Source organism: Pseudonocardia nematodicida (assembly GCF_040105385.1).
GTDB lineage: Bacteria > Actinomycetota > Actinomycetes > Mycobacteriales > Pseudonocardiaceae > Pseudonocardia > Pseudonocardia nematodicida.
Genome location: NZ_JBEDNQ010000003.1, coordinates 392,376 through 412,715 on the forward strand (window position 1 = coordinate 392,376; position 20,340 = coordinate 412,715).

Here is a 20,340-nt window from a genome sequence, read left to right on the forward strand (position 1 = left end):
GTGTCTCCAGCGGCTACCGTGGGTGCGACGACCGCCCGTCCCGACCCGAGGAGCGACCCGCGTGCCGAGGACGTCCATTCCGGGCCTGAGCAAGTCCTGGCTGCACGGCTGGCCGCTGGTCGGTCTGATCGCGGTCGGGCTGACCGCGATCGCCCTGCTGCACGGTGGCGTGACCGGCGGGCTGGGCGAGTCGGGCGCGTGCACCATGACCGTGCAGGCCGCCGACGTCGTCGTGCGCGCCGCGCCGAGCGGGACCGCGCAGCCGCTGGAGACCCTCGCGCAGGGCGAGAACGTCGCCGCGGAGGCGATCGTCGACGCCGGCTACCGCAAGCTCACCGGCGGCGAGCGCTGGGTGCCCGCGGACAGCGTCGCGGCGACGGCCGGGAGCGTGTGCTGACACTCGGGACACCCGGGCGGTTGCACACCGTGATCAGCGATACGGGACAGTGACGGTCGTGGCTCCTTCCCTCCGCGCCGTCGCGACCGCGAACGTGAACGGTGTCCGCGCGGCCACCGGCAAGGGACTGCTCGACTGGCTGGCCGGCACCGGCGCCGACGCGGTCTGCCTGCAGGAGGTCCGGGCCCGTCCCGACGAGCTGCCGGCGGCGTTCCGCGACGCGCTCGACGAGCACGGCTGGCACCTGCGGATGGCGCCCTCGGAGACGGCGAAGGGCCGCAACGGCGTCGCGGTGCTCAGCCGCACGGAACCGGAGGCGGTCCGGGTCGGGTTCGGCGACCCCGCCTCCGACGCCGACGGCCGCTACCTCGAGGTGGACCTGCCCGGCGGGCTCACCGTCGGGTCGCTCTACCTGCCCAAGGGGGCCGCGGGCACCCCGAAGCAGGACGCCAAGGACCTGTTCTGCAAGTCCTTCGCCGAGTACCTGCACATTGCGCGCGGCCGCGGGCGGGAGATCGTCGTCGCGGGTGACTGGAACATCGCCCCGACCGAACTCGACCTGCGGAACTGGCGCAACAACACCCGCAACTCCGGGTTCCTGCCGCACGAGCGGGAGTGGTTCGCCGGGCTGCTGGACGCCGGCTGGTCCGACGTCGTGCGCGACCTGCACCCCGGCGTCGACGGGCCCTACTCCTGGTGGAGCTACCGGGGCCGGGCCTTCGACAACGACGTCGGGTGGCGGATCGACCACCTGCTCGCCACTCCGGGACTCGCGGCGTCCGCGACCGGCGCCTGGGTGGACCGGGCGCCGGCGCACGACCGCCGCTTCTCCGACCACGCCCCGGTGACGGTGCGGTTCGGGGGCCGGGGGTGATCGGCAGCCGGGTCGTCGGCGGCCGCTACCTGCTGCTCGACGAGCTGGACCGGCGCGGGTTCGGGCCCGCGCACCGCGCGGAGGACCGGATCACCGGCCGGACCGTCGTCGTCACCGAGATCCGGCTGCCCGCCGGCGGGGGCACCGGGGACGGCCTGCGCGAGCGACTGCTGGCCGAGGTCCGCGCCGCCGGCCGGCTGCGCCACCCCGGACTGGTCGGGGTGCAGGACCTGATCACCGACCGGGGCCCGGACGGCCGGTTGCGCGAGCACCTGGTGACCGAGCTGCCCGAGGCGGGCACCCTGGCCCGCGCCCTCGACGACGGCCCGCTGCCGGGTCGCCGGGTCGCCGCGATCGGCCGGGACGTGCTGGTCGCGCTGCGCGCCGTGCACGCCGACGGCGGTACGCACGGCGGTCTCGACCCGGACTGCGTGCTGCTGGCCCCGGACGGCCGCGCGCTGCTCACCGACCTCGGGCTGGCCCGTGCCGTGGGCGCCCGTCCGGCCGGGACCGGTGGTGGCCCGGACGCGTTCACCGCTCCCGAGCGGCGCGGTCCCGCCGGGGACACCCCGGCCGCGGACCTCTGGTCGCTGGGCGCGCTGCTGCACCACGCGGTGGGACGCGCCGCGCCGGAGGGCGGTCCGCTGGACGCCGCGATCACCGGGCTCACCGCCGCCGACCCCGCCGGGCGGATCGGCCCGGACGAGGCCGAGAACCTGCTCGCGCGAGCCGCGGGGCCGCGGCCGGCCGGGGGTGACCTGGGCCGGAACCGGTGGATCCTGCTGGCCGTCGCGGCGTTGCTGGCCGTCGCCGTCGTCGCGCTGGTGATCCTGACGGTGCTGTGACGCCCGTCCGCTCGGTGTTCCCGACGACGTTCGGCGAGCTCGTCGCCGTCACCGGCGGGACCCCGCGGAGGTCGCGGCCGGGACGTGACCCGTGTCCGGTCGGTCGCCCGCCGGGGCCGCGATACCTACTGTGGGGTCCATGGCCGACACTCCCGCCGCCCCGACCCCGGCCGAGACCGCGCCGACCGCCGCGTCACTGCGGCGGGCGCTGCGCCGGGTCCGGGACGGGTCCACACTGGACGTGACCGAGGCGGCCGTGCTGCTCGCCGCCCGCGGCGACGATCTCGAGGAGCTGCTCGGCCACGCCGGCCGGGTCCGCGACGCCGGGCTCGTCGAGGAGGGCCGGCCGGGCGTCGTCACCTACTCGCGCAACGTGTTCATCCCGCTCACCCGGCTGTGCCGGGACCGGTGCCACTACTGCACGTTCGTCACCGTGCCGCACCGGGTGGAGTCGATGTACCTGGAGCGCGACGAGGTCGTCGAGATCGCCCGGCAGGGCGCGGCGCAGGGCTGCAAGGAGGCCCTGTTCACCCTCGGCGACCGGCCCGAGGACCGCTGGCCGCAGGCTCGCGAGTGGCTGGATGCGCGCGGCTACGGCTCCACACTGGACTACGTCCGGGCGTGCGCGATCGCGGTGCTCGAGGAGACCGGGCTGCTGCCGCACCTGAACCCCGGCGTCATGAGCTGGGCCGAGCTCACCCGGCTCAAGCCGGTCGCGGCCAGCATGGGGATGATGCTGGAGACGACCTCGGAGCGGCTCTGGTCGTCCAAGGGCGGCCCGCACTACGGCAGCCCGGACAAGGAGCCCGCGGTCCGGCTCCGCGCGCTGACCGACGCCGGCCGGGTCGGGGTTCCCTTCACCACCGGCATCCTGATCGGCATCGGCGAGAACCGCACCGAGCGCGCCGAGTCGCTGTTCGCGATCCGCTCCGCGGCGCGCGCGCACGGGCACGTGCAGGAGGTGATCGTCCAGAACTTCCGGGCCAAGCCGGACACCGCGATGGCCCACGACCCGGACGCCGACCTGCACGACCTGGCCGCCACCATCGCCGTCGCCCGGCTGGTGCTCGGCCCGAAGATCCGGCTGCAGGCCCCGCCGAACCTGGTCGGCGACGAGCAGGCGCTGATGCTGCGCGCCGGCATCGACGACTGGGGCGGGGTGTCCCCGGTGACCGTCGACCACGTCAGCCCGGAGATGCCCTGGCCGGCGGTCGACGAGCTGGCCCGGATCACCGAGGCCGAGGGCTTCGCGCTGCGTGAACGGCTCACCGCCTACCCGAAGTACGTACGCGCCGGGTCGCCGTGGATCGACACCCGGCTGCACGGCCACGTCGCCGCGCTCGCGACGCCGGACGGGCTGGCCGACCCGGACGCCGTCGTGCAGGGGCGGTCCTGGCAGGAGCCGGACGGCGGGTTCGAGTCGAGCGGGCGGACCGATCTGCACACCGCCGTCGACACCGAGGGCCGGACCTCCGACCGGCGCGGCGACTTCGCGTCGGTCTACGGCGACTGGGAGGAGGTCGGCGCCGAGCTGGCTGCGCAGCGTGCGCGGGCCCCCGAGCGACTGGTGGGGGACGTGAAGGCGGGCCTCGACCTCGCGGCGTCGGACCCGGCGGCGCTGCTGGACCCGGCGCACGAGGCCGCGGCGATGGCCGTGCTCACCGCGGACGGCCCGGCGCTGGCCGAGCTGACCCGCCTGGCCGACGACGTCCGCCGCGACGTCAACGGCGACGACGTCACCTACGTCGTCAACCGGAACATCAACTTCTCGAACGTCTGCTACGTCGGGTGCCGGTTCTGCGCGTTCGCGCAGCGCGAGCGCGACGCCGACGCGTTCCGGCTCTCGCTCGACGAGGTCGCGCAGCGGGCCGCCGAGGCCGCCCGGGCCGGTGCGACCGAGGTCTGCGTGCAGGGCGGGATCGACCCGCAGCTGCCGGTCTCGTTCTACGCCGACCTGGTCCGCGGGGTGAACGAGGCGGTGCCGGGGATGCACGTGCACGCCTTCTCCCCGATGGAGGTGGTGTCGGCGTCGGCGAAGGCCGGGGTGTCGATCCGGGAGTGGCTCACCGAGCTGAAGGCCGCCGGGCTCGGGTCGATCCCGGGGACCGCCGCGGAGATCCTCGACGACGAGGTCCGGTGGGTGCTGACCAAGGGCAAGCTGCCGGCGTCGCAGTGGATCGAGGTGGTCTCGACCGCGCACGAGCTGGGGATCCCGTCGTCGTCGACGATGATGTACGGCCACGTCGACGAGCCCCGGCACTGGCTCGGGCACCTGCGCACGCTCGGCTCGATCCAGGACCGGACCGGGGGCTTCACCGAGTTCGTGCCGCTGCCGTTCGTGCACCACAACGCGCCGATCTACCTGGCCGGGATCGCCCGGCCCGGCCCGACCGAGCGGGACAACCGGGCGGTGCACGCGTTCGCCCGGCTCGCGCTGCACGGCCGGATCGACCACATCCAGTGCTCCTGGGTGAAGCTCGGCGACGACCTGTCCGCCGACATCCTGCGCGGGGGTGCCGACGACATGGGCGGCACGCTGATGGAGGAGACGATCAGCCGGATGGCCGGGTCGGAGAACGGCTCGGAGCGCTCGGTCACCGAGCTCACCGCGATCGCGCAGGCGGCCGGGCGCCCGGTGCGCCAGCGCACGACGACCTACCGCGGCGAGCCGTCGACGCTCACCCCGGCACCGCGCTCCGGCCCGACGATGCTGCCGATGGCGGACTCCGTCCGCTCGTGAGTGGTTGTGGCGGGGACGCCCCCCCCAACCACTCACGAGGGCGCAGCGCCGTACGCTGGATCGCATGGGTGTGCTGGGCGAGATGTTCCCGCGGAAGCGGATCCAGGAGGACTCCGACGCGGCGCAGGGTGGCCAGCAGTGGCGGCTCGGCCCGATCGACCTGGAGAACGGCGTCGTGACGGTCGAGTCCACCGGCGAGCCGGATCCGCAGGAGGCCGACGACCGGGACCGCGACGAGTGAACACCGGCGACCGGCCGGGCCGCGGCGGCGTCCCCCTCTGCGCCGCCACGAACCCGGCCGGCCGCGGCGCGTGGGCCGGATCCCCCGATCCCCGTCCACACCCCGCCCCGAACGCCGGCATGCCCTCGCGAGCGCCTGGCTTCGATCGGCAGAGCCAGGACAACGGTACGATCATGGTTCGCACGGGTCAAGTACGCGGTGAGCAGGTGCAGCCGGAGCTGGGCGCCGTCGGGCGCGGGCTCGGTCTGCTCGCGGACACCTGGACCCTGCTCATCCTGCAGCGCGCGTTCCTGGGCGCCACCCGGTACGCGGAGTGGCGTGAGGCCCTCGGCATCTCCGACTCGACGCTCTCCGCCCGGCTCCGCGCGCTCGTCGACGCCGAACTGCTGGAGACGACCCCGTACCGCGAGGGCGGGCGCGAGCGGCACGGGTACCGGCTGACCGAGCGCGGCCGGGATGTCTGGACGCTGCTGCTCACCACCTGGGACTGGGAGAAGCGGTGGACCTCGCGCGAGGTCCCGCTGCCGGACATCGTGCACCGGGCGTGCGGCCGGCCGGCCGGGGTGGTGACGTGCTGCGCGTCGTGCGGTGCGCCCGTCGGGCCGCGGGACACCGAGGTGCGCCGCGAACCGGGGTCGCCCGGGCTCGAACTGCTCGCCCGGCGGCACCCGCGCCGGACGCGTGGCAGGCTGCCGACCGGCGGGATGTCGTTCCTGCCCGGGGCGATGGAGATCGTCGGGGACCGCTGGGGGGCGACGGTCCTGGGCGCCGCACTGACCGGGGTGCAGTCGTTCAGCTGCTTCGAGTCGGTGCTGGGGATCTCCCCGGAGGTGCTCTCGGACCGGCTGCGCCGGTTCGTCGAGCTCGGGGTACTGGTCCGGACCGGCGAGGGCGCCTACCGGCTCACCGACAAGGGCCGGGCGACGTTCCCGATCCACGCCTGCCTGGTGGAGTGGTCGCACCGCTGGCCCGGGGAGGTCGACGGCGCCCCGATCGACGTCACCATCCGGCACCTGGACTGTGGTGAGGTGCTGCGCGTCCGGCTGCAGTGCGACCGGTGCGGTGCGGCCTTCACCCGGGCGTCGGTGCACCCCGGCCGGTAGTGCCCAACCTCGTGGCGGGTGGCCCGGACCGGCTGCGACGATGACGCCATGACCGACGCCCACCGTCCCCGCGTGCTCTCCGGGATCCAGCCCACCGCGGACTCGTTCCACCTCGGCAACTACCTGGGCGCGCTGCGGCAGTGGGTCTCCCTGCAGGACGACCACGACGCGTTCTACTGCGTCGTCGACCTGCACGCGATCACGGTCGAGCACGACCCGGCCGAGCTGTCCCGGCGCACCCGGGTCGCGGCCGCGCAGCTGCTCGGACTGGGGCTGGACCCGGACCGGTGCACGCTGTTCGTGCAGTCGCACGTGCCCGAGCACCCCCGGCTGAGCTGGGTTCTGGAGTGCCTGACCGGGTTCGGTGAGGCCAGCCGGATGACCCAGTTCAAGGACAAGTCGGTCCGGCACGGCGCGGACCGGGCGACGGTCGGGCTGTTCACCTACCCGATCCTGCAGGCGTCGGACATCCTGCTCTACCAGCCGGACCGGGTGCCGGTCGGCGAGGACCAGCGTCAGCACGTGGAGCTCACCCGCAACCTGGCCCAGCGGTTCAACCACCGGTTCGGGCCGGCCTTCACGGTGCCGGAGCCCTACATCCCGCCGTCCACCGCGAAGATCACCGACCTGCAGGACCCGACGGCGAAGATGAGCAAGTCGGCGTCGTCGCCGGCGGGGATCGTCGAGCTGCTCGACCCGGCGAACGTCACCGCGAAGAAGATCCGCTCCGCGGTGACCGACAACGAGCGCGAGATCCGCTACGACCCCGAGGCCAAGCCCGGCGTGGCGAACCTGCTGACGATCTTCGCCGCGCTCACCGACCGGAAGGTCACCGAGGTCGAGGCCGAGTACGCCGGTCGCGGGTACGGGGACCTGAAGAAGGACCTCGCCGAGGTCGTGACCGGGTTCGCCGTGCCGTTCGCGGAGAAGGTGCAGGGCTACCTCGCCGACCCGGCCGAGCTGGACCGGGTGCTGGCGAAGGGCGCCACCCGGGCGCGCGAGGTCTCCGGCGCGACACTGGCCGACGTTCACGAGAGGATCGGTTTACTTCCGCCCGTGTGAGCCCATCCCGGGAGGAAGAGGTACGAAACCGACCGGGGGAACGATGGCCGAGCAGCGTCCGACGACGACGGCGCACCTGACCGAGGACGACGAGGACGACGGCCCCACCTTCCTGGAGAAGCAGCGCGAGCAGCGCCCGTGGCTGGACCACCTGCTCCGGGCGGGGCAGCGGTACACCGAGAACCACGGTGACCACTACGCGGCGGCGATCACCTACTTCTCGGTGCTGGCACTGGTGCCGCTGCTGATGGTGGCGTTCGCGGCCGCCGGTTTCGTTCTGCGGGGTAATCCCGACCTGCTGGAGGCGCTCCAGCAGAGAATCACCGAGGCGGCGCCCGGTGAGGTCGGCGAACTGCTCGGCGGGGTCGTGGAGACCGCGGTGACGCAGGCCGGCGCGATCGGTCTCGTCGGTCTGATCGGTGCGCTGTACTCCGGGATCGGCTGGATGAGCAACCTGCGGGAGGCACTCACCGAGCAGTGGGGACAGCGCGACGAGGCCCCGCCGATGCTCAAGCGGCTGGGTTTCGACCTGCTCGCACTGGTCGGGCTCGGCCTGGCGCTGGTCGCCTCGTTCGCGATCGCCTCGGTCAGCGGAGCGGTCGGCACGACCCTGCTGGGGTTGGTCGGGCTCGGTGGCACCGCCTGGGCCCAGGTCCTGCTCGCGGTGCTCTCGACCGCCGTCGGCATCGCCGGCAACTGGCTGGTGTTCCTCTGGGTCATCGCCCGGCTGCCCCGCGAGCCGGTGACGTTCCGCAGCGCGGCCAAGGCCGCCCTCCTCGGCGCCGTCGGGTTCGCGATCCTGCAACGGGTGATGGTCGTCTACCTCGGGGTCATCAGCGGTGGCGCGGCCGCCGGGGCGTTCGGATCGATCCTCGGTCTGCTGATCTTCATCTTCTTCGCGTCGCGCTTCCTGCTCTTCGTGACGGCCTGGGCGGCCAGCGCCGAGGAGAACGACCAGGGACCGGTCACCGTCCCCGGCCCGGCGGTGATCCGGCCGCAGTACGTCGTCCGCGAGGGTCCGGGGGCGCTCGCGTCGGCCGGGATCCTCGCCGCCGGGCTGGTCGGCGGGGCGCTGGGACTCCGGGCCCTGGGACGCCGGCGACGCTGAACGTGGCGGCCGGAGAACAGGCCGGCTCGGTCGCCGCACCCGGCTCGACCGTCGGACCCGCGTCCGATCACCCCGAGCTCCGGATCCCCGGATCACGAGCCCCCGAGAGCTCCGAACGTCTCACCGGCCCGGAGCGGTGAGCCGCGAGCTCCGAGCCGTCGGCGCGTCACACGCCCGGGCGCCGAGCCGCACCTGCCGCCCTCGACCCCGCCGAGATGCGCCTCAGCGGGCCACAGAGATCGATTTCTCCCGCTGAGACGTATCTCGGCGGGGACCGGTGCGCGGCGCAGAGTGCTGTACGACGTCCCGGCCGGAAGAGACGGCGCCGGGTGGCGCCACCGGCGCCCGGCACGCCCCACGTCTCCACCGCCGAGATGCAGCTGACGGCGCCGCAGAGATCGACACATCCCTCTGACACGCATCTCGGCGCGCGGGAACGGCACGGAGACCGATCAGCGCGGGCGGCGACGGAGCACGGCGAGCAGGCCGGCGAGGATCCCGACCGAGGCGGCGACCCCGCCCGCGGCGATCGCCCCGGTGGTCCCTGGCGTGCCGGGACCACCGGAGGCGTCCCCGGCCCCTGGCGCCCGGCCGTCCGGACGGGTGTCGTCGGCGCCCGGAGCACCGCCCGGATCCGCGGTGCCGCCGGAACCCCGGGCGTCGGCACCCGGGTCGCCGGGAGGCGCGGCGTCGCCGGGGAGGGCGGCGGCCGGGTCCACGAGCGTCCCCAGCCCGCCGGCCGGGGCGCCGGCACCCCAGTTCAGCAGCGCCAGGGTCTGGTCGGTCATCCGCACCGGCTCCTGCTCCCCGCGCACCAGCGCGACGACCAGCCGTCGTCCGTCCCGCTCGGCGGCGTCGACGACCGTGTGCCGCGCGGCGTCGGTGAACCCGGTCTTCCCGCCGAGGAAGCCGGGCGTGCCGAGCAGCCGGTTGCCGTTGCCCAGCTCGAAGCCGGGCCGGCCGGCGTAGCCGGGGAACGGGATGCTCCCGGTGGTGAGGATCGTCGCGATCCGCGGCCGGTCGAGCGCCGCCCGCAGGATCAGCGCCAGGTCGTAGGCCGAGGACGACCCGCCGGGACCGTCCAGACCGGACGGCGTCGCGGGCCGGGTGTCGAGAGCGCCCAGGTCCCGGGCGGTCGCCTGCATGGCGGTCACGGTCTCCGGGACGCCGCCGAGCTCGCGGGCCAGCGCCTGCGCGGCGTCGTTCCCCGAGGCCAGCAGCAGGCCGTGCAGCAGCTGGTCCACGGTGTACTCGCCGCCGGGACCGATCCCGGCGCGGCTGCCGTCGACCATGCCGTCCTCGGGTGTGCCGACGACGACCCGGTCTCCCGGCAGGCGGTCGTCCACGACCAGCGCGAGCAGCAGCTTGATCGTCGAGGCGGGCCGGTGCCGGGCGTGCGGGGCGCGGGCGGCGAGCACCGCGCCGGAGTCCAGGTCGGCGACCACATAGGACGCCACGCCGACCGGCGGCGGAGGGACCGGTCCGGTGTGCTCCTCGGCGCACACGCCGACGTCCCCGACGGGCGGGTCCGGTTGCGGGAGCGGCGCGACGGGGACGATCTCCTCCTGTGCCGGGGGAGGGGGTGGCTGGGCCTGGGCGGGGCAGCCGGCTGCGGGGGCCCGATCCGCGGTGCCGGTCCAGCCGCTCGGGATGCCCGGTGCGCGGGCCACGACGGAGCCGGGCGAGCCGGCCGGGCCGACCACCCCGGCCCACGCCGACCCCGGCGCGAGGATCAGCATCGACGCGACCACGAGCCCCAGCACGGCGGCGCGGCGGCGCCGCCGGAACCCGCCCGCGGTGGTCACCGCGGAAGCATGCCCCAGCGAGACCCCGCCCGGGGCCGCTGCAGGCGATCAGTTACCGCGATCGGCAACGGCCGACCTGCTGCGGCGATCCGCGACCGCGTCCGGCAACGGTGATCGGCCCCGGGGCAGGTGGCGCCAGGTCCGGACCGTTGCGCGTCCTCACGGCACGGGCTCGTGGAGATCGGCTCCGGGCGCGTGTGGACGACCGCTCACCCGCTGCTCGACCGCTCGGCGCCGTGACGGTCACGGCGATGTTGCGAGTCTGCCGCTCGCCTCGGTGAACGGTTACCGTCCCGCGGGACATGTGCCGCCGGAGTACGCGGCGCTGCAGAACATGGAGGACGTTCGTGCGGATCACGAAGCGCATCGGACGGGGCAGGTTCGCCACCGCGATCGCCCTCACCGCTGTCGCCACCCTCGCGCTCGCGGGCTGTGCCCGGGACACCGGCGCCGGTGGCGGCGAGGCCCAGAGCGGCGAGTGCGAGCGGGTCGCCCCGCCGGAGGTGGCGGCGGCCGACGCGCAGCCCGCGCCGGCGACGCCCAACGCGGACGCGAGCGGACTGCGGGTCGCCCTGGCCTACGACATCGGCGGGCGCGGCGACGCGTCCTTCAACGACGCCGCGGCGGCCGGTCTGGACCGTACGGTCGAGGAGCTGGGTCTCCCGCGGGAGAACACCCGGGAGGCGACCGCCCAGCAGGGCGAGAGCGAGGACGCCGGCACGAACCGGCTCCGCCAGCTCGCGAGCGAGGGCTTCAACCCGGTCATCGCGGTCGGCTTCGCCTACGCGGCCGGCGTGGGCACCGTCGCCGAGGAGTTCCCGGACACCCAGTTCGCGATCGTCGACGACGACACGGTCGACCTGCCGAACGTGACCCCGCTGGTCTTCGCCGAGGAGCAGGGCTCGTTCCTGGTCGGCGCCGCGGCCGCGCTGAAGACCGAGACCTGCCAGGTCGGCTTCATCGGCGGCGTCGACAACCCGCTGATCCAGAAGTTCGAGGCGGGCTACACCGAGGGTGCCGAGGCCGTCGCGCCGGGCATCACGGTCAACTCGGCCTACATCTCGCCGGCCGGTGACTTCTCCGGCTTCAACGACGCCACCCGCGCCACCGAGATCGCCTCCGGTCAGTACGACGGCGGCACCGACATCTCCTTCGCCGCGGCCGGCCAGTCCAACCAGGGCGTCTTCGCCGCCGCGAACACCGCGGGCCAGCGGGCCATCGGCGTCGACTCCGACCAGTACGAGTCCCCGCAGCTCACCGAGGTCCGCGACGTGATCATGACGTCGATGATCAAGCGGGTCGACGTCGCGGTGTTCGACTACGTCAACGCGGTCGCCGGCGGCACCGTCGACCAGCTCCCGGAGCGGTTCGACCTCGCCAACGACGGCGTCGGCTTCTCCACCTCGGGTGGCTTCGTCGACGACATCGCCGAGGACCTCGAGGCCTACAAGGCCGCGATCATCGCCGGAGAGATCCAGGTGTCCGCGACCAGGTGAACGAGCAGTACGCGGTCGAACTGCGCGGGATCACCAAGCGGTTCCCCGGCGTCGTCGCCAACGACGGCGTGGACCTCGCCGTGCGATCCGGTGAGGTCCACGCCCTCTGCGGCGAGAACGGGGCCGGCAAGTCGACCCTGATGAAGATCCTCTACGGGATGCAGGCCCCGGACGAGGGCACGATCGCGGTCGCCGGCACGGAGGTGCACTTCCGGTCGCCGGCGGACGCGATCGCCGCCGGCATCGGCATGGTGCACCAGCACTTCATGCTCGCCGACAACCTGACCGTCGCCGAGAACGTGCTGCTCGGTGCGGAGAAGCTGCACGGGATCGGGCGCGCGGCCCGGTCCCGGATCGCGGAGCTGTCCCGGACCGTCGGGCTGAACGCCAAGCCGGATCTGCTCGTCGAGCACCTCGGCGTCGCCGACCGGCAGCGCATCGAGATCCTCAAGGTGCTCTACCGGGGCGCCCGCACGGTGATCCTGGACGAGCCCACCGCGGTGCTGGTCCCGCAGGAGGTCGACGAGCTCTTCGACACCGTGCGGACCATGCAGGGCGAGGGCTATACGTTCCTGTTCATCTCGCACAAGCTCGACGAGGTCCGGGCGATCGCCGACCGGATCACCGTGATCCGGCGCGGCCGGACGGTCGGCACCGCCGACCCGAAGGCGGTCACCAACTCCGAGCTGGCCGAGATGATGGTCGGCTCCGAGCTGCCGTCGCCGGAGACCCGCGAGTCGACCGTGACCGACCGCGAGGTGCTGCGCGTCGAGGGGCTCGGGCTGGCCGGCCAGGCCGGTGGCCGGGACCTGCTCGACGGCGTCGACCTCGTCGTGCACGCCGGTGAGGTGCTGGGCATCGCCGGGGTCGAGGGCAACGGCCAGACCGAGCTCGTCGAGACGATCATGGGCATGCGCCGGCACTCCCGCGGACGCGTTCTCCTGTCGGGCACCGACGTCTCCGGGCTGTCCACGATGGGCCGTCGCGAGCACGGCATCGGCTACGTCCCCGAGGACCGGTCCCGGCACGCCCTGCTCGGCGACCAGCCCCTGTGGGCCAACCGGGTGCTCGGCTTCCAGAGCCGGTCGCCGATCGGTCGTCGCGGCCTGATCGACCGCGCTGCCGCACGGACCGACACCGAGCGGATCGTGACCGACTTCGACGTCCGCACCCCCGGTATCGACGTGATGGCCTCGGCGCTGTCCGGCGGGAACCAGCAGAAGCTCGTGGTCGGCCGGGAGCTCTCCGGCGACCCGGTCCTGCTGATCGCCGCGCACCCGACCCGCGGCGTCGACGTCGGCGCGCAGGCCGGGATCTGGGCGGAACTGCGCCGGGCCCGCGCGGCCGGTCTGGCGGTCCTGCTCGTCTCCGCCGACCTGGACGAGCTGATCGGGCTGTCCGACACCCTCGCCGTGATCCTCGACGGCCGCCTGGTCGGCACCGCGGATCCGGCCACCGTCACCCCCGAGGAGCTGGGCACGAAGATGACCGGGGCCGCCGTGTCCGGAAGCGCGACGGACGGGGAAACGCCGTGAACGGGGAAGTGCCGTGAACACCGCGCTGATTTCGCGGTTCCGCAGCGCCGTCGTCGCACCGGTGCTCGCGATCGCCGTCGCCGCGCTGCTCTGCGCGGTCGCGCTGCTGATCAGCGGGGCGTCACCGTGGACGGCGCTGACGACCATCGCCTCCCAGGTCCGGTCCGGCACCGTCGTCATCGACACGGTCAACTCCGCGTCGGTCTACTACATCGCCGCGCTCGCCGTCGCGATCGGCTTCCAGATGAAGCTGTTCAACATCGGCGTCGAGGGACAGTTCCGGGTCGCCGCCTGCGTGGCCGCGATCGTCGGCGGGACGGTGATCCTGCCGCCGGTGCTGCACACGATGCTGATCATGGTCGTCGCCGTGCTGACCGGGGCCGCGTGGGTCGCCATCCCGGCGCTGCTCAAGGCCTACCGCGGCGTCTCCGAGGTCATCTCGACGATCATGCTGAACGCGATCGCCACCGGGCTGATCGCGTACCTGATCCGCGCCGAGACCTTCGGCGAGCTGCGCGGCAACAACATCACCACCCCGCCGATCCCGGAGTCGGGCTGGTTCCCGGGCATCCCGGTCGGCAACGGGACGATCTTCGGGATGGTCGTCGTCGCGGCCGCGCTCGGTGTCGGCTACTGGTTCCTGATGGGCCGCACCCGGTTCGGCTTCGAGCTGCGGGCGTCGGGAGAGTCGAAGACGGCGGCGTCGGCCGGCGGGGTGAACGCGCGGCGGACGATCCTGATCGCGCTGCTGCTCTCCGGCGCGGTCGCCGGGCTGATCGGGCTCCCGGAGCTGCTCGGCCGCGACCACGCCTACACGCTCACCTCCCCGCAGGGCTACGGCTTCACCGGCATCGCGATCGCGCTGCTGGGCCGCAACCACCCGGTGGGCATCGCGCTCGGCGCGCTGCTGTGGGCGTTCCTGGACAAGTCCGCGGTGGCGCTCGACGTCGTCGGGATCCCGCGGGAGATCGTGCTGATCATGCAGGGGCTGATCGTGCTGTCGGTGGTCGTCGCCTACGAGCTCGTGCAGCGGGTGGAGCGGCGGGCCGAGCAACGGCGTGTCGCCGCCGCGGCACCGCAACGGGACCCCGTGGAGGTGGGCTCGTGACCGCCGCGATCGTGTCCCGGATGACCGAACGTGCCGGGGAGCTTCCCGGCTGGGCCCGGTCCGCCCTGATCGCGGCCTTCCTGGTGCTGGTGCTGTCGATCACCGTGACGCTGACCGGGCAGGGGCAGCTCACGTCGTCGGGCACCTCGGAGGCGGCCGTGCGGCTCGGCCTGCCGATCCTGCTGGCCGCCCTCGGCGGGCTGTGGGCCGAACGCGCCGGCATCATCAACATCGGCCTCGAGGGCATGATGGTGCTCGGGACCTGGGGTGCGGCCTGGGCCGGCTACCAGTGGGGTCCCTGGGCGGCGGTGCTCGGCGGGCTGGTGCTGGGCGCGCTCGGCGGGCTGGTGCACGCGATCGCGACGGTGACCTTCAACGTCAACCACATCGTGTCCGGTGTGGCGGTCACCCTGCTCGGGACCGGCCTGACCCAGTACCTGGCGACCCTGCTGTTCACCCCGGTCTCGCAGAACCCGCGCCAGTCCCCGCGGCTGGAGGGCTTCGCCGAGTACTCGATCCCCGGGCTGTCCTCGGGGTTGCAGGCGCTCGAGGCCCAGCAGCGGGTCTTCGTCTCCGACCTCGCCGGGCTGCTGTCCGGTCTGGTCACCGGGCTGACCCCGATCGTCGTCCTCGGGTTCGCACTCGTGCCGTTCAGCTATTTCGTGCTCTGGAAGACGCCGTTCGGGCTGCGGCTGCGCAGCTGCGGCGAGTCCCCGGTCGCGGCCGAGAGCCTCGGCGTCAACGTCATCGCGCACAAGTACGTCGCGGTGGTCGTCTCGGGCGGGCTGGCCGGCCTGGGTGGCGCCGCGCTGGTCCTCAACCCGGGCCAGCTCGGCTACCTGGAGAACCAGGTCGGCGGCCGCGGGTACATCGGCCTCGCCGCGATGATCTTCGGTAACTGGCGGCCGGCCGGGCTGCTGATCGGCTCGGCGCTGTTCGGCTACGTCGACGGGCTCCAACTCCGCGCCGGGGGCGAGGCGGTGCACGCGCTGCTCTACGGCGCGACGCTGGTCGCGGTCGTCGTCGCGGTGCTGTGGGCGATCCGCCGGATGTACGTCGCGGCCGGCGTCGCGCTGGCGGCCGGCCTGGCCGTCTACGCGATCTACTGGTCGACCGAGACGGTCCCGTCCGAGTTCGCGTCCTACGCCCCGCAGCTGGTGACGCTGATCGTGCTCGCCGCGGCGTCCCAACGACTACGACCACCCGCCAGACTCGGGGTCGAGTACCGGCGCGGGGAGGGGCACTAGATGCCGGACGTCGACTGGACGGCACTGCGGGAGGCCGCGGTCGCCGTGGCGGCCCGGGCCTACGCCCCCTACTCCGGACTGCAGGTCGGTGCGGCGGCGCTGGCCGACGACGGCCGGGTGGTCACCGGCTGCAACGTCGAGAACGCGTCCTACGGCCTCGGCGCCTGCGCCGAGGTGACCCTCGCCGGGCAGCTGCGGCTCTCCGGCGGCGGGCGCCTGGTCGCCGTGGCCTGCCGGTCCGGCGCCGGTGACCTGCTGATGCCCTGCGGCCGCTGCCGCCAGGTGCTGTACGAGTTCGGCGGAGGAGAGCTGCTGTGCGACACCCCACGGGGCGTCCTGCCCTTCACCGAGGTGCTGCCCGACGCGTTCGGGCCGGAGCACCTGCCGGGAGCGTCCTCGTGAGCGCCCGGTGATCCGCGGGGTGGGCCGGTCCGACGAGCCGCCGCCGTCGTTCAGCGCGGTGGAGGTCGTCACCGCCAAGCGGGACTGCCGGGAGCTGACGGCCGCGCAGATCGACTGGGTGGTGTCGGCCTACGCCCGCGGCGACGTCGCCGACGAGCAGATGTCCGCGCTGGCGATGGCGATCCTGCTCAACGGGATGGATGCCGCCGAGACCGCCCGCTGGACCCAGGCGATGATCGACTCCGGGGAGGTCCTGGACTTCGGCGACGTCGGGCGCCCGCTGGTCGACAAGCACTCCACCGGCGGCGTCGGCGACAAGATCACGCTGCCGCTGGCCCCGCTGGTGGCCGCGTGCGGTGCGGCCGTCCCGCAGCTGTCCGGGCGCGGCCTCGGGCACACCGGCGGCACCCTGGACAAGCTCGAGTCGATCCCGGGCTGGCGGGCCTCGCTGGACGCCGACGAGATCACGGCGCAGCTCGCCGACGTCGGCGCCGTCATCTGCGCGACGACCCCGACGCTGGCCCCGGCCGACCGCAAGCTCTACGCGCTGCGCGACGTCACGGGCACCGTCGAGTCGGTCCCGCTGATCGCCAGCTCGATCATGAGCAAGAAGCTCGCCGAGGGCACCGGCGGCCTGGTGCTCGACGTCAAGGTCGGGTCCGGGGCCTTCATGAAGACCCGGGCCCGGGCCGGCGAGCTGGCCGAGGCGATGACCGCGATCGGCGCGGCACACGGACTCCCGACGACGGCGCTGCTGACCGACATGTCGGTGCCGCTGGGCCGGTGCGTGGGCAACGCGCTGGAGGTCTCCGAGTCGGTCGAGGTGCTGCGCGGCGGCGGTCCGCGCGACGTCGTCGAGCTGACGGTCGCGCTCGCCCGCGAGATGCTCGCGCTGGCCGGGATCACCGGCGTCGACCCGGCGGCGGTGCTCGCCTCCGGCGAGGCCTACCCGGTGTGGGAGCGGATGATCGCCGCGCAGGGCGGTGACCCGTCCGCACCGCTGCCGGTCGCCGGGCACGTCGAGACCGTCACCGCCGACCGGTCCGGGGTGTTCGCCGGCGCGGACGCGTTCGCGGTCGGCATCGCGGCCTGGCGGCTCGGCGCCGGGCGGGCCCGCAAGGAGGACCCGGTGCAGGCCGCCGCGGGGATCCGGCTGCTGGCCGCGCCCGGCGACGAGATCCGCCCCGGCACGCCGTTGCTCGAACTGCACACCGACACCCCGGAACGGCTGCCCGACGCCCGCCGCGCCCTCTCCGGAGCGGCGCTGCTGGTGACGGCGGACCCGCCGGAGGACCGGGAGCTCGTCCTGGACGTCCGTCGCGCGGGCTGATCCCTCACAGGGGCCCGATCCCGGTCCGGGACCGGTCCCGCCCCGCCCTGCCCCGCAGCGTGCCGCGCGGGGGCAGCGGCGCGTGAGGGGTACGTGAGAGCTGCCGACGTCGCCGGGGAAGGTGATCAAGGCCTGGACCGGCGGCGACGGGGTGGAGGGTCGCAGCGAGCCGGCGGGAGCTCCCCGGGCCGGCCGGGCGGCTCCGGGCGGAGGATTCCGATCCGGCACGATGGACCGCGATGCGTGAGGACCGGCCTGCGGAGCGGGCGCCGATACCCCGACCGGTGATGCCCGGGCGGGCCCGTCCGGCACACCCCGAGTCGGCCGGCGGGGTCACCCGCCCGGTCGGGCGACCGGTGCAGCCCGGACCGGCGCGGCGCCCGTCGTCGTCCCCGAACGGCGGGGAGCACCCGCCCGCCGGCGCCGGACCCGGGACCACGCCGCAGTCGCGGTCCCGGGACCTCTCCGGGTACGACGCGCCGACGGAGCGCGATCTCGCGGTGCCCGGCCCGGGCCCCTCCGACGACGTCGACACCCCGCCGAACGGGCTCGCCGCCAGCGGTGCGGCGCCCGTCCCCGGTTCGGAACCGGGCGGACCCGGCGCGGCGCCGGACCCCGGCACCGGGTCCGCCTGGGACGCGACCGGCCCGGCGACCCCGGGCGCGGGCTCCGGCACGACGCCGGGACCGGCCGTCCCGGGGACGGCACCTGCCTCGACGCCGCCCGGCTCCGGCGCGCCGGCGGGTCCCGGCGACCGAGGCCCACGCGATCCGGGCCCCGGCGACCGGGGCCCCCGCGAACCGGGCTCCGGCAACCCCCGCCCGGGCGACCCGGGTGACGGCGCGGCGTCCGTGAACGGCGCACCGGCCGCCGGGACCGAGAACGCCGGGTCGCTGGTCCGCTCCTCCGGGATGATCGCGATCGCCAGCCTGGTCAGCCGGATCACCGGGTTCGTCCGGAACCTGGCGCTGGTCGCCGTGCTCGGCTTCGCGGTCGTCAACGACTCCTACACCGTCTCCAACACGCTGCCGAACATCGTCTACGAGCTCCTGCTCGGCGGCGTGCTGACCAGCGTGATGATCCCGGTCCTGGTCCGGGCCCAGGTCGAGGACGCCGACGGGGGCGAACGGTTCACCCGGCGGTTGCTGACCGTCGTCGGCGTCGCGCTGCTGGTGGCCACCCTGCTGGCGATGGCCGCGGCGCCGCTGCTGACCCGGCTCTACCTCGGCTCCGGGGACACCAGCGCGGCGAACCCCGACCTGGCGACGGCCTTCGCGTGGCTGCTCCTGCCGCAGATCTTCTTCTACGGCATCGGGGCGCTGCTCGGCGCGCTCCTGAACTCCAAGCAGGTCTTCGGCCCGTTCGCCTGGGCGCCGGTGCTGAACAACGTGGTCGTCCTCGGCGTGCTCGTGGTGTACGTGCTGATGCCGGGGGAGATCTCGGTCGACCCGGTCCGGATGGGCGACCCGAAGCTGCTCGTCCTGGGGCTGGGCACGACGCTGGGCATCGTCGTCCAGGCGCTGGTGCTGATCCCCTTCATGCGCCGGATCGGTTTCTCCTACCGTCCGGTGTGGGGCTGGGACCCGCGGTTGTCGCTGGCCGGCGGGATGGCGCTGTGGATCGTCGGCTACGTGCTGGTCGGGCAGGCCGGCTACATCGTCACCACCCGGGTCGCCGCCGCGTCGGACGCCGGGTCGGTCTCCACCTACTTCTACGCCTGGCTGCTGCTCCAGGTCCCGTACGGCGTGCTCGGGGTGTCGCTGCTGACCGCGCTGATGCCCCGGATGAGCCGGGCCGCCGCGCAGGGCGACACCGGCCAGGTCGTCACCGACCTGTCGCTGGGGGCCCGGCTGACGATCGTCGGTCTGATGCCGATCGCCGCGGTGCTCACCGCGTTCGGCCCGGAGGTCGGGCAGGCCCTGTTCTCCTGGGGTGCGGGCAGCGGCGCCGGGGCCGAGCGGCTCGGGCTGACCATCGCGTGGTCGGCGTTCGGACTGTTGCCCTACGCCGTGACGATGCTGCAGATGCGGGTCTTCTACGCGATGACCGACTCGCGGACCCCGACGTTGGTCCAGGTCGGGATGGTCGGGGTCAAGATCCCGCTGCTGCTGCTGTGCCCGCTGCTGCTGCCGCCCGACCGCGTCGTGCTCGGCCTCGCCGCGGCGAACGCGCTGTCGTTCGTCGCCGGTGCGGTGGTCGGGCAGTGGCTGCTGCGACGGCGGCTCGGCCGGGTCCGCAGCGGAGAGGTCCTGGCCTGCCTGGCGAAGGTGACGCTGGCCTCGGCGCTCGCCGCGGCCGTCGGCTGGGCGCTGGTGCGCCTCGCCGGAGGTGTGGTCGCCGACTGGCCGGTGGGCGGGCAGGCCTGGACGCTGCTGGTCGTGGGCACGCTGGTGACGCTTCCGCTCGCCGTCGCCGGGATGCGGCTGCTCAGGGTCCGTGAGCTGGACGCGGTGTTCCGCCGCCTCGCCCGTCGCTGACGCCCGGCACCCCGTCGGCCGGGGGCCCGGCCATCGGCGCTCCGGTCGGCGGCGGCGCGGGGAGGCGCTGCGCGAAGGCGAACCAGAGGTAGCTCATGCCGACCACGAACAGCAGGCCGGTGACGATGCCCTCCACCTGCAGCGGCGCCAGGCCCAGGGGGCTGCCCTGGACGAGCGCCGCGACCACGACCAGGACGTAGAGCAACGGGTCGATCGTCCGCAGGAGCCGGACGATGCGCGCCGTCGCCGCCCTGCGGTACCGCAGGAACGCCAGGGCCTCGAGCGCCCCGACCAGCCCGAGGACGGCGAAGGTGATCCGCCACATCAGGGCGTTCCCGGCGGCCAGCACCGAGACGAGCCCCATCAGGCCGGGCAGGAAGAAGTGCAGCGCGACGTGCAGCGTGCTGCGGTGCATCAGCGGGTCGCTCCGCCACCCACCGTGGGTCAGGCCCAGGACGGTGAACCACAACCCCAGCAACGTGAAGCTGACCGTGCTCAGGTTCTGGTAGAAGCTGAGTGCGCCGTCCACGACGACCTCCCCTCCTCGACCGGGCCATGATGAGGTCGATC

17 protein-coding genes are annotated in these 20,340 nt (G+C 74.2%); 15 read left to right on the plus strand and 2 right to left on the minus strand.

Translation table 11 applies throughout. The features are described 5' to 3' along the window. Positions 1-61 precede the first annotated feature (61 nt). The 8 genes from WIS52_RS09255 to WIS52_RS09290 all read left to right on the plus strand — a co-directional run bounded on the left by WIS52_RS09255 (position 62) and on the right by WIS52_RS09290 (position 8,370). Complete coding sequence (locus WIS52_RS09255) at positions 62-397, plus strand: hypothetical protein (RefSeq protein WP_349297716.1); 336 nt, start codon at positions 62-64, stop codon at positions 395-397. A gap of 58 nt (positions 398-455) precedes the next feature. After that, positions 456-1,271: an exodeoxyribonuclease III gene (locus tag WIS52_RS09260; RefSeq protein WP_349297717.1), complete on the plus strand. Its 816-nt coding sequence runs from the start codon at positions 456-458 to the stop codon at positions 1,269-1,271. Next, positions 1,268-2,116 carry a protein kinase domain-containing protein gene (locus tag WIS52_RS09265; protein ID WP_349297718.1) on the plus strand — a complete coding sequence of 283 codons (849 nt, stop codon included), beginning with the start codon at positions 1,268-1,270 and terminating at the stop codon, positions 2,114-2,116. Before WIS52_RS09260 ends, WIS52_RS09265 begins: the two co-directional genes overlap by 4 nt. 139 nt (positions 2,117-2,255) lie before the next feature. Further along, complete coding sequence (locus WIS52_RS09270; protein ID WP_349297719.1) at positions 2,256-4,856, plus strand: bifunctional FO biosynthesis protein CofGH; 2,601 nt, start codon at positions 2,256-2,258, stop codon at positions 4,854-4,856. A gap of 64 nt (positions 4,857-4,920) precedes the next feature. Further along, complete coding sequence (locus tag WIS52_RS09275) at positions 4,921-5,097, plus strand: hypothetical protein (protein ID WP_349297720.1); 177 nt, start codon at positions 4,921-4,923, stop codon at positions 5,095-5,097. Positions 5,098-5,270: 173 nt separating this feature from the next. Continuing rightward, positions 5,271-6,200: a winged helix-turn-helix transcriptional regulator gene (locus WIS52_RS09280; RefSeq protein ID WP_349297721.1), complete on the plus strand. Its 930-nt coding sequence runs from the start codon at positions 5,271-5,273 to the stop codon at positions 6,198-6,200. Between the two features lie 48 nt (positions 6,201-6,248). After that, on the plus strand, positions 6,249-7,262 hold the full coding sequence (trpS, locus tag WIS52_RS09285) for a tryptophan--tRNA ligase (protein ID WP_349297722.1): 1,014 nt from the start codon (positions 6,249-6,251) through the stop codon (positions 7,260-7,262). A gap of 43 nt (positions 7,263-7,305) precedes the next feature. Continuing rightward, the gene (locus WIS52_RS09290) at positions 7,306-8,370 is read left to right on the plus strand and encodes a YhjD/YihY/BrkB family envelope integrity protein (RefSeq protein ID WP_349297723.1); all 1,065 of its coding nucleotides are present in this window, start codon (positions 7,306-7,308) and stop codon (positions 8,368-8,370) included. 452 nt (positions 8,371-8,822) lie between these two features. Here the strand turns inward: WIS52_RS09290 and WIS52_RS09295 are convergent, their stop codons facing one another. Continuing rightward, positions 8,823-10,175 (minus strand): D-alanyl-D-alanine carboxypeptidase family protein, encoded by a 1,353-nt coding sequence (locus WIS52_RS09295; RefSeq protein ID WP_349297724.1) that lies wholly within the window; start codon positions 10,173-10,175, stop codon positions 8,823-8,825. Positions 10,176-10,522: 347 nt separating this feature from the next. Here WIS52_RS09295 and WIS52_RS09300 point away from each other — a divergent pair, with 347 nt between their 5' ends. From WIS52_RS09300 to murJ, 7 genes are all read left to right on the plus strand, one after another. Then, complete coding sequence (locus WIS52_RS09300) at positions 10,523-11,671, plus strand: BMP family lipoprotein (RefSeq protein ID WP_349297725.1); 1,149 nt, start codon at positions 10,523-10,525, stop codon at positions 11,669-11,671. Continuing rightward, positions 11,668-13,206, plus strand: coding sequence for an ABC transporter ATP-binding protein (locus WIS52_RS09305; RefSeq protein ID WP_349297726.1), 1,539 nt, complete (start codon positions 11,668-11,670; stop codon positions 13,204-13,206). The genes WIS52_RS09300 and WIS52_RS09305 overlap by 4 nt, the downstream gene beginning before the upstream one ends. A gap of 28 nt (positions 13,207-13,234) precedes the next feature. Further along, a complete protein-coding gene (locus WIS52_RS09310; protein WP_379612247.1) occupies positions 13,235-14,314 on the plus strand; it encodes an ABC transporter permease in 1,080 nt (359 codons plus the stop codon). Positions 14,315-14,334: 20 nt separating this feature from the next. Continuing rightward, positions 14,335-15,561, plus strand: a complete 1,227-nt coding sequence (locus tag WIS52_RS09315; protein ID WP_349297951.1) for an ABC transporter permease — start codon at positions 14,335-14,337, stop codon at positions 15,559-15,561. Then, on the plus strand, positions 15,562-15,963 hold the full coding sequence (locus WIS52_RS09320) for a cytidine deaminase (RefSeq protein WP_349297727.1): 402 nt from the start codon (positions 15,562-15,564) through the stop codon (positions 15,961-15,963). A 7-nt stretch (positions 15,964-15,970) separates the two neighbouring features. Further along, entirely contained in the window at positions 15,971-17,293 is a 1,323-nt protein-coding gene (locus WIS52_RS09325; protein ID WP_349297728.1) for a thymidine phosphorylase, read from the plus strand. A 239-nt stretch (positions 17,294-17,532) separates the two neighbouring features. Beyond that, complete coding sequence (gene murJ, locus WIS52_RS09330; protein ID WP_349297729.1) at positions 17,533-19,770, plus strand: murein biosynthesis integral membrane protein MurJ; 2,238 nt, start codon at positions 17,533-17,535, stop codon at positions 19,768-19,770. Here murJ and WIS52_RS09335 read toward each other — a convergent pair. After that, a complete protein-coding gene (locus WIS52_RS09335; protein WP_349297730.1) occupies positions 19,721-20,299 on the minus strand; it encodes a hypothetical protein in 579 nt (192 codons plus the stop codon). The two genes, murJ and WIS52_RS09335, sit on opposite strands and share 50 nt — an antisense overlap. Positions 20,300-20,340 lie beyond the last annotated feature (41 nt).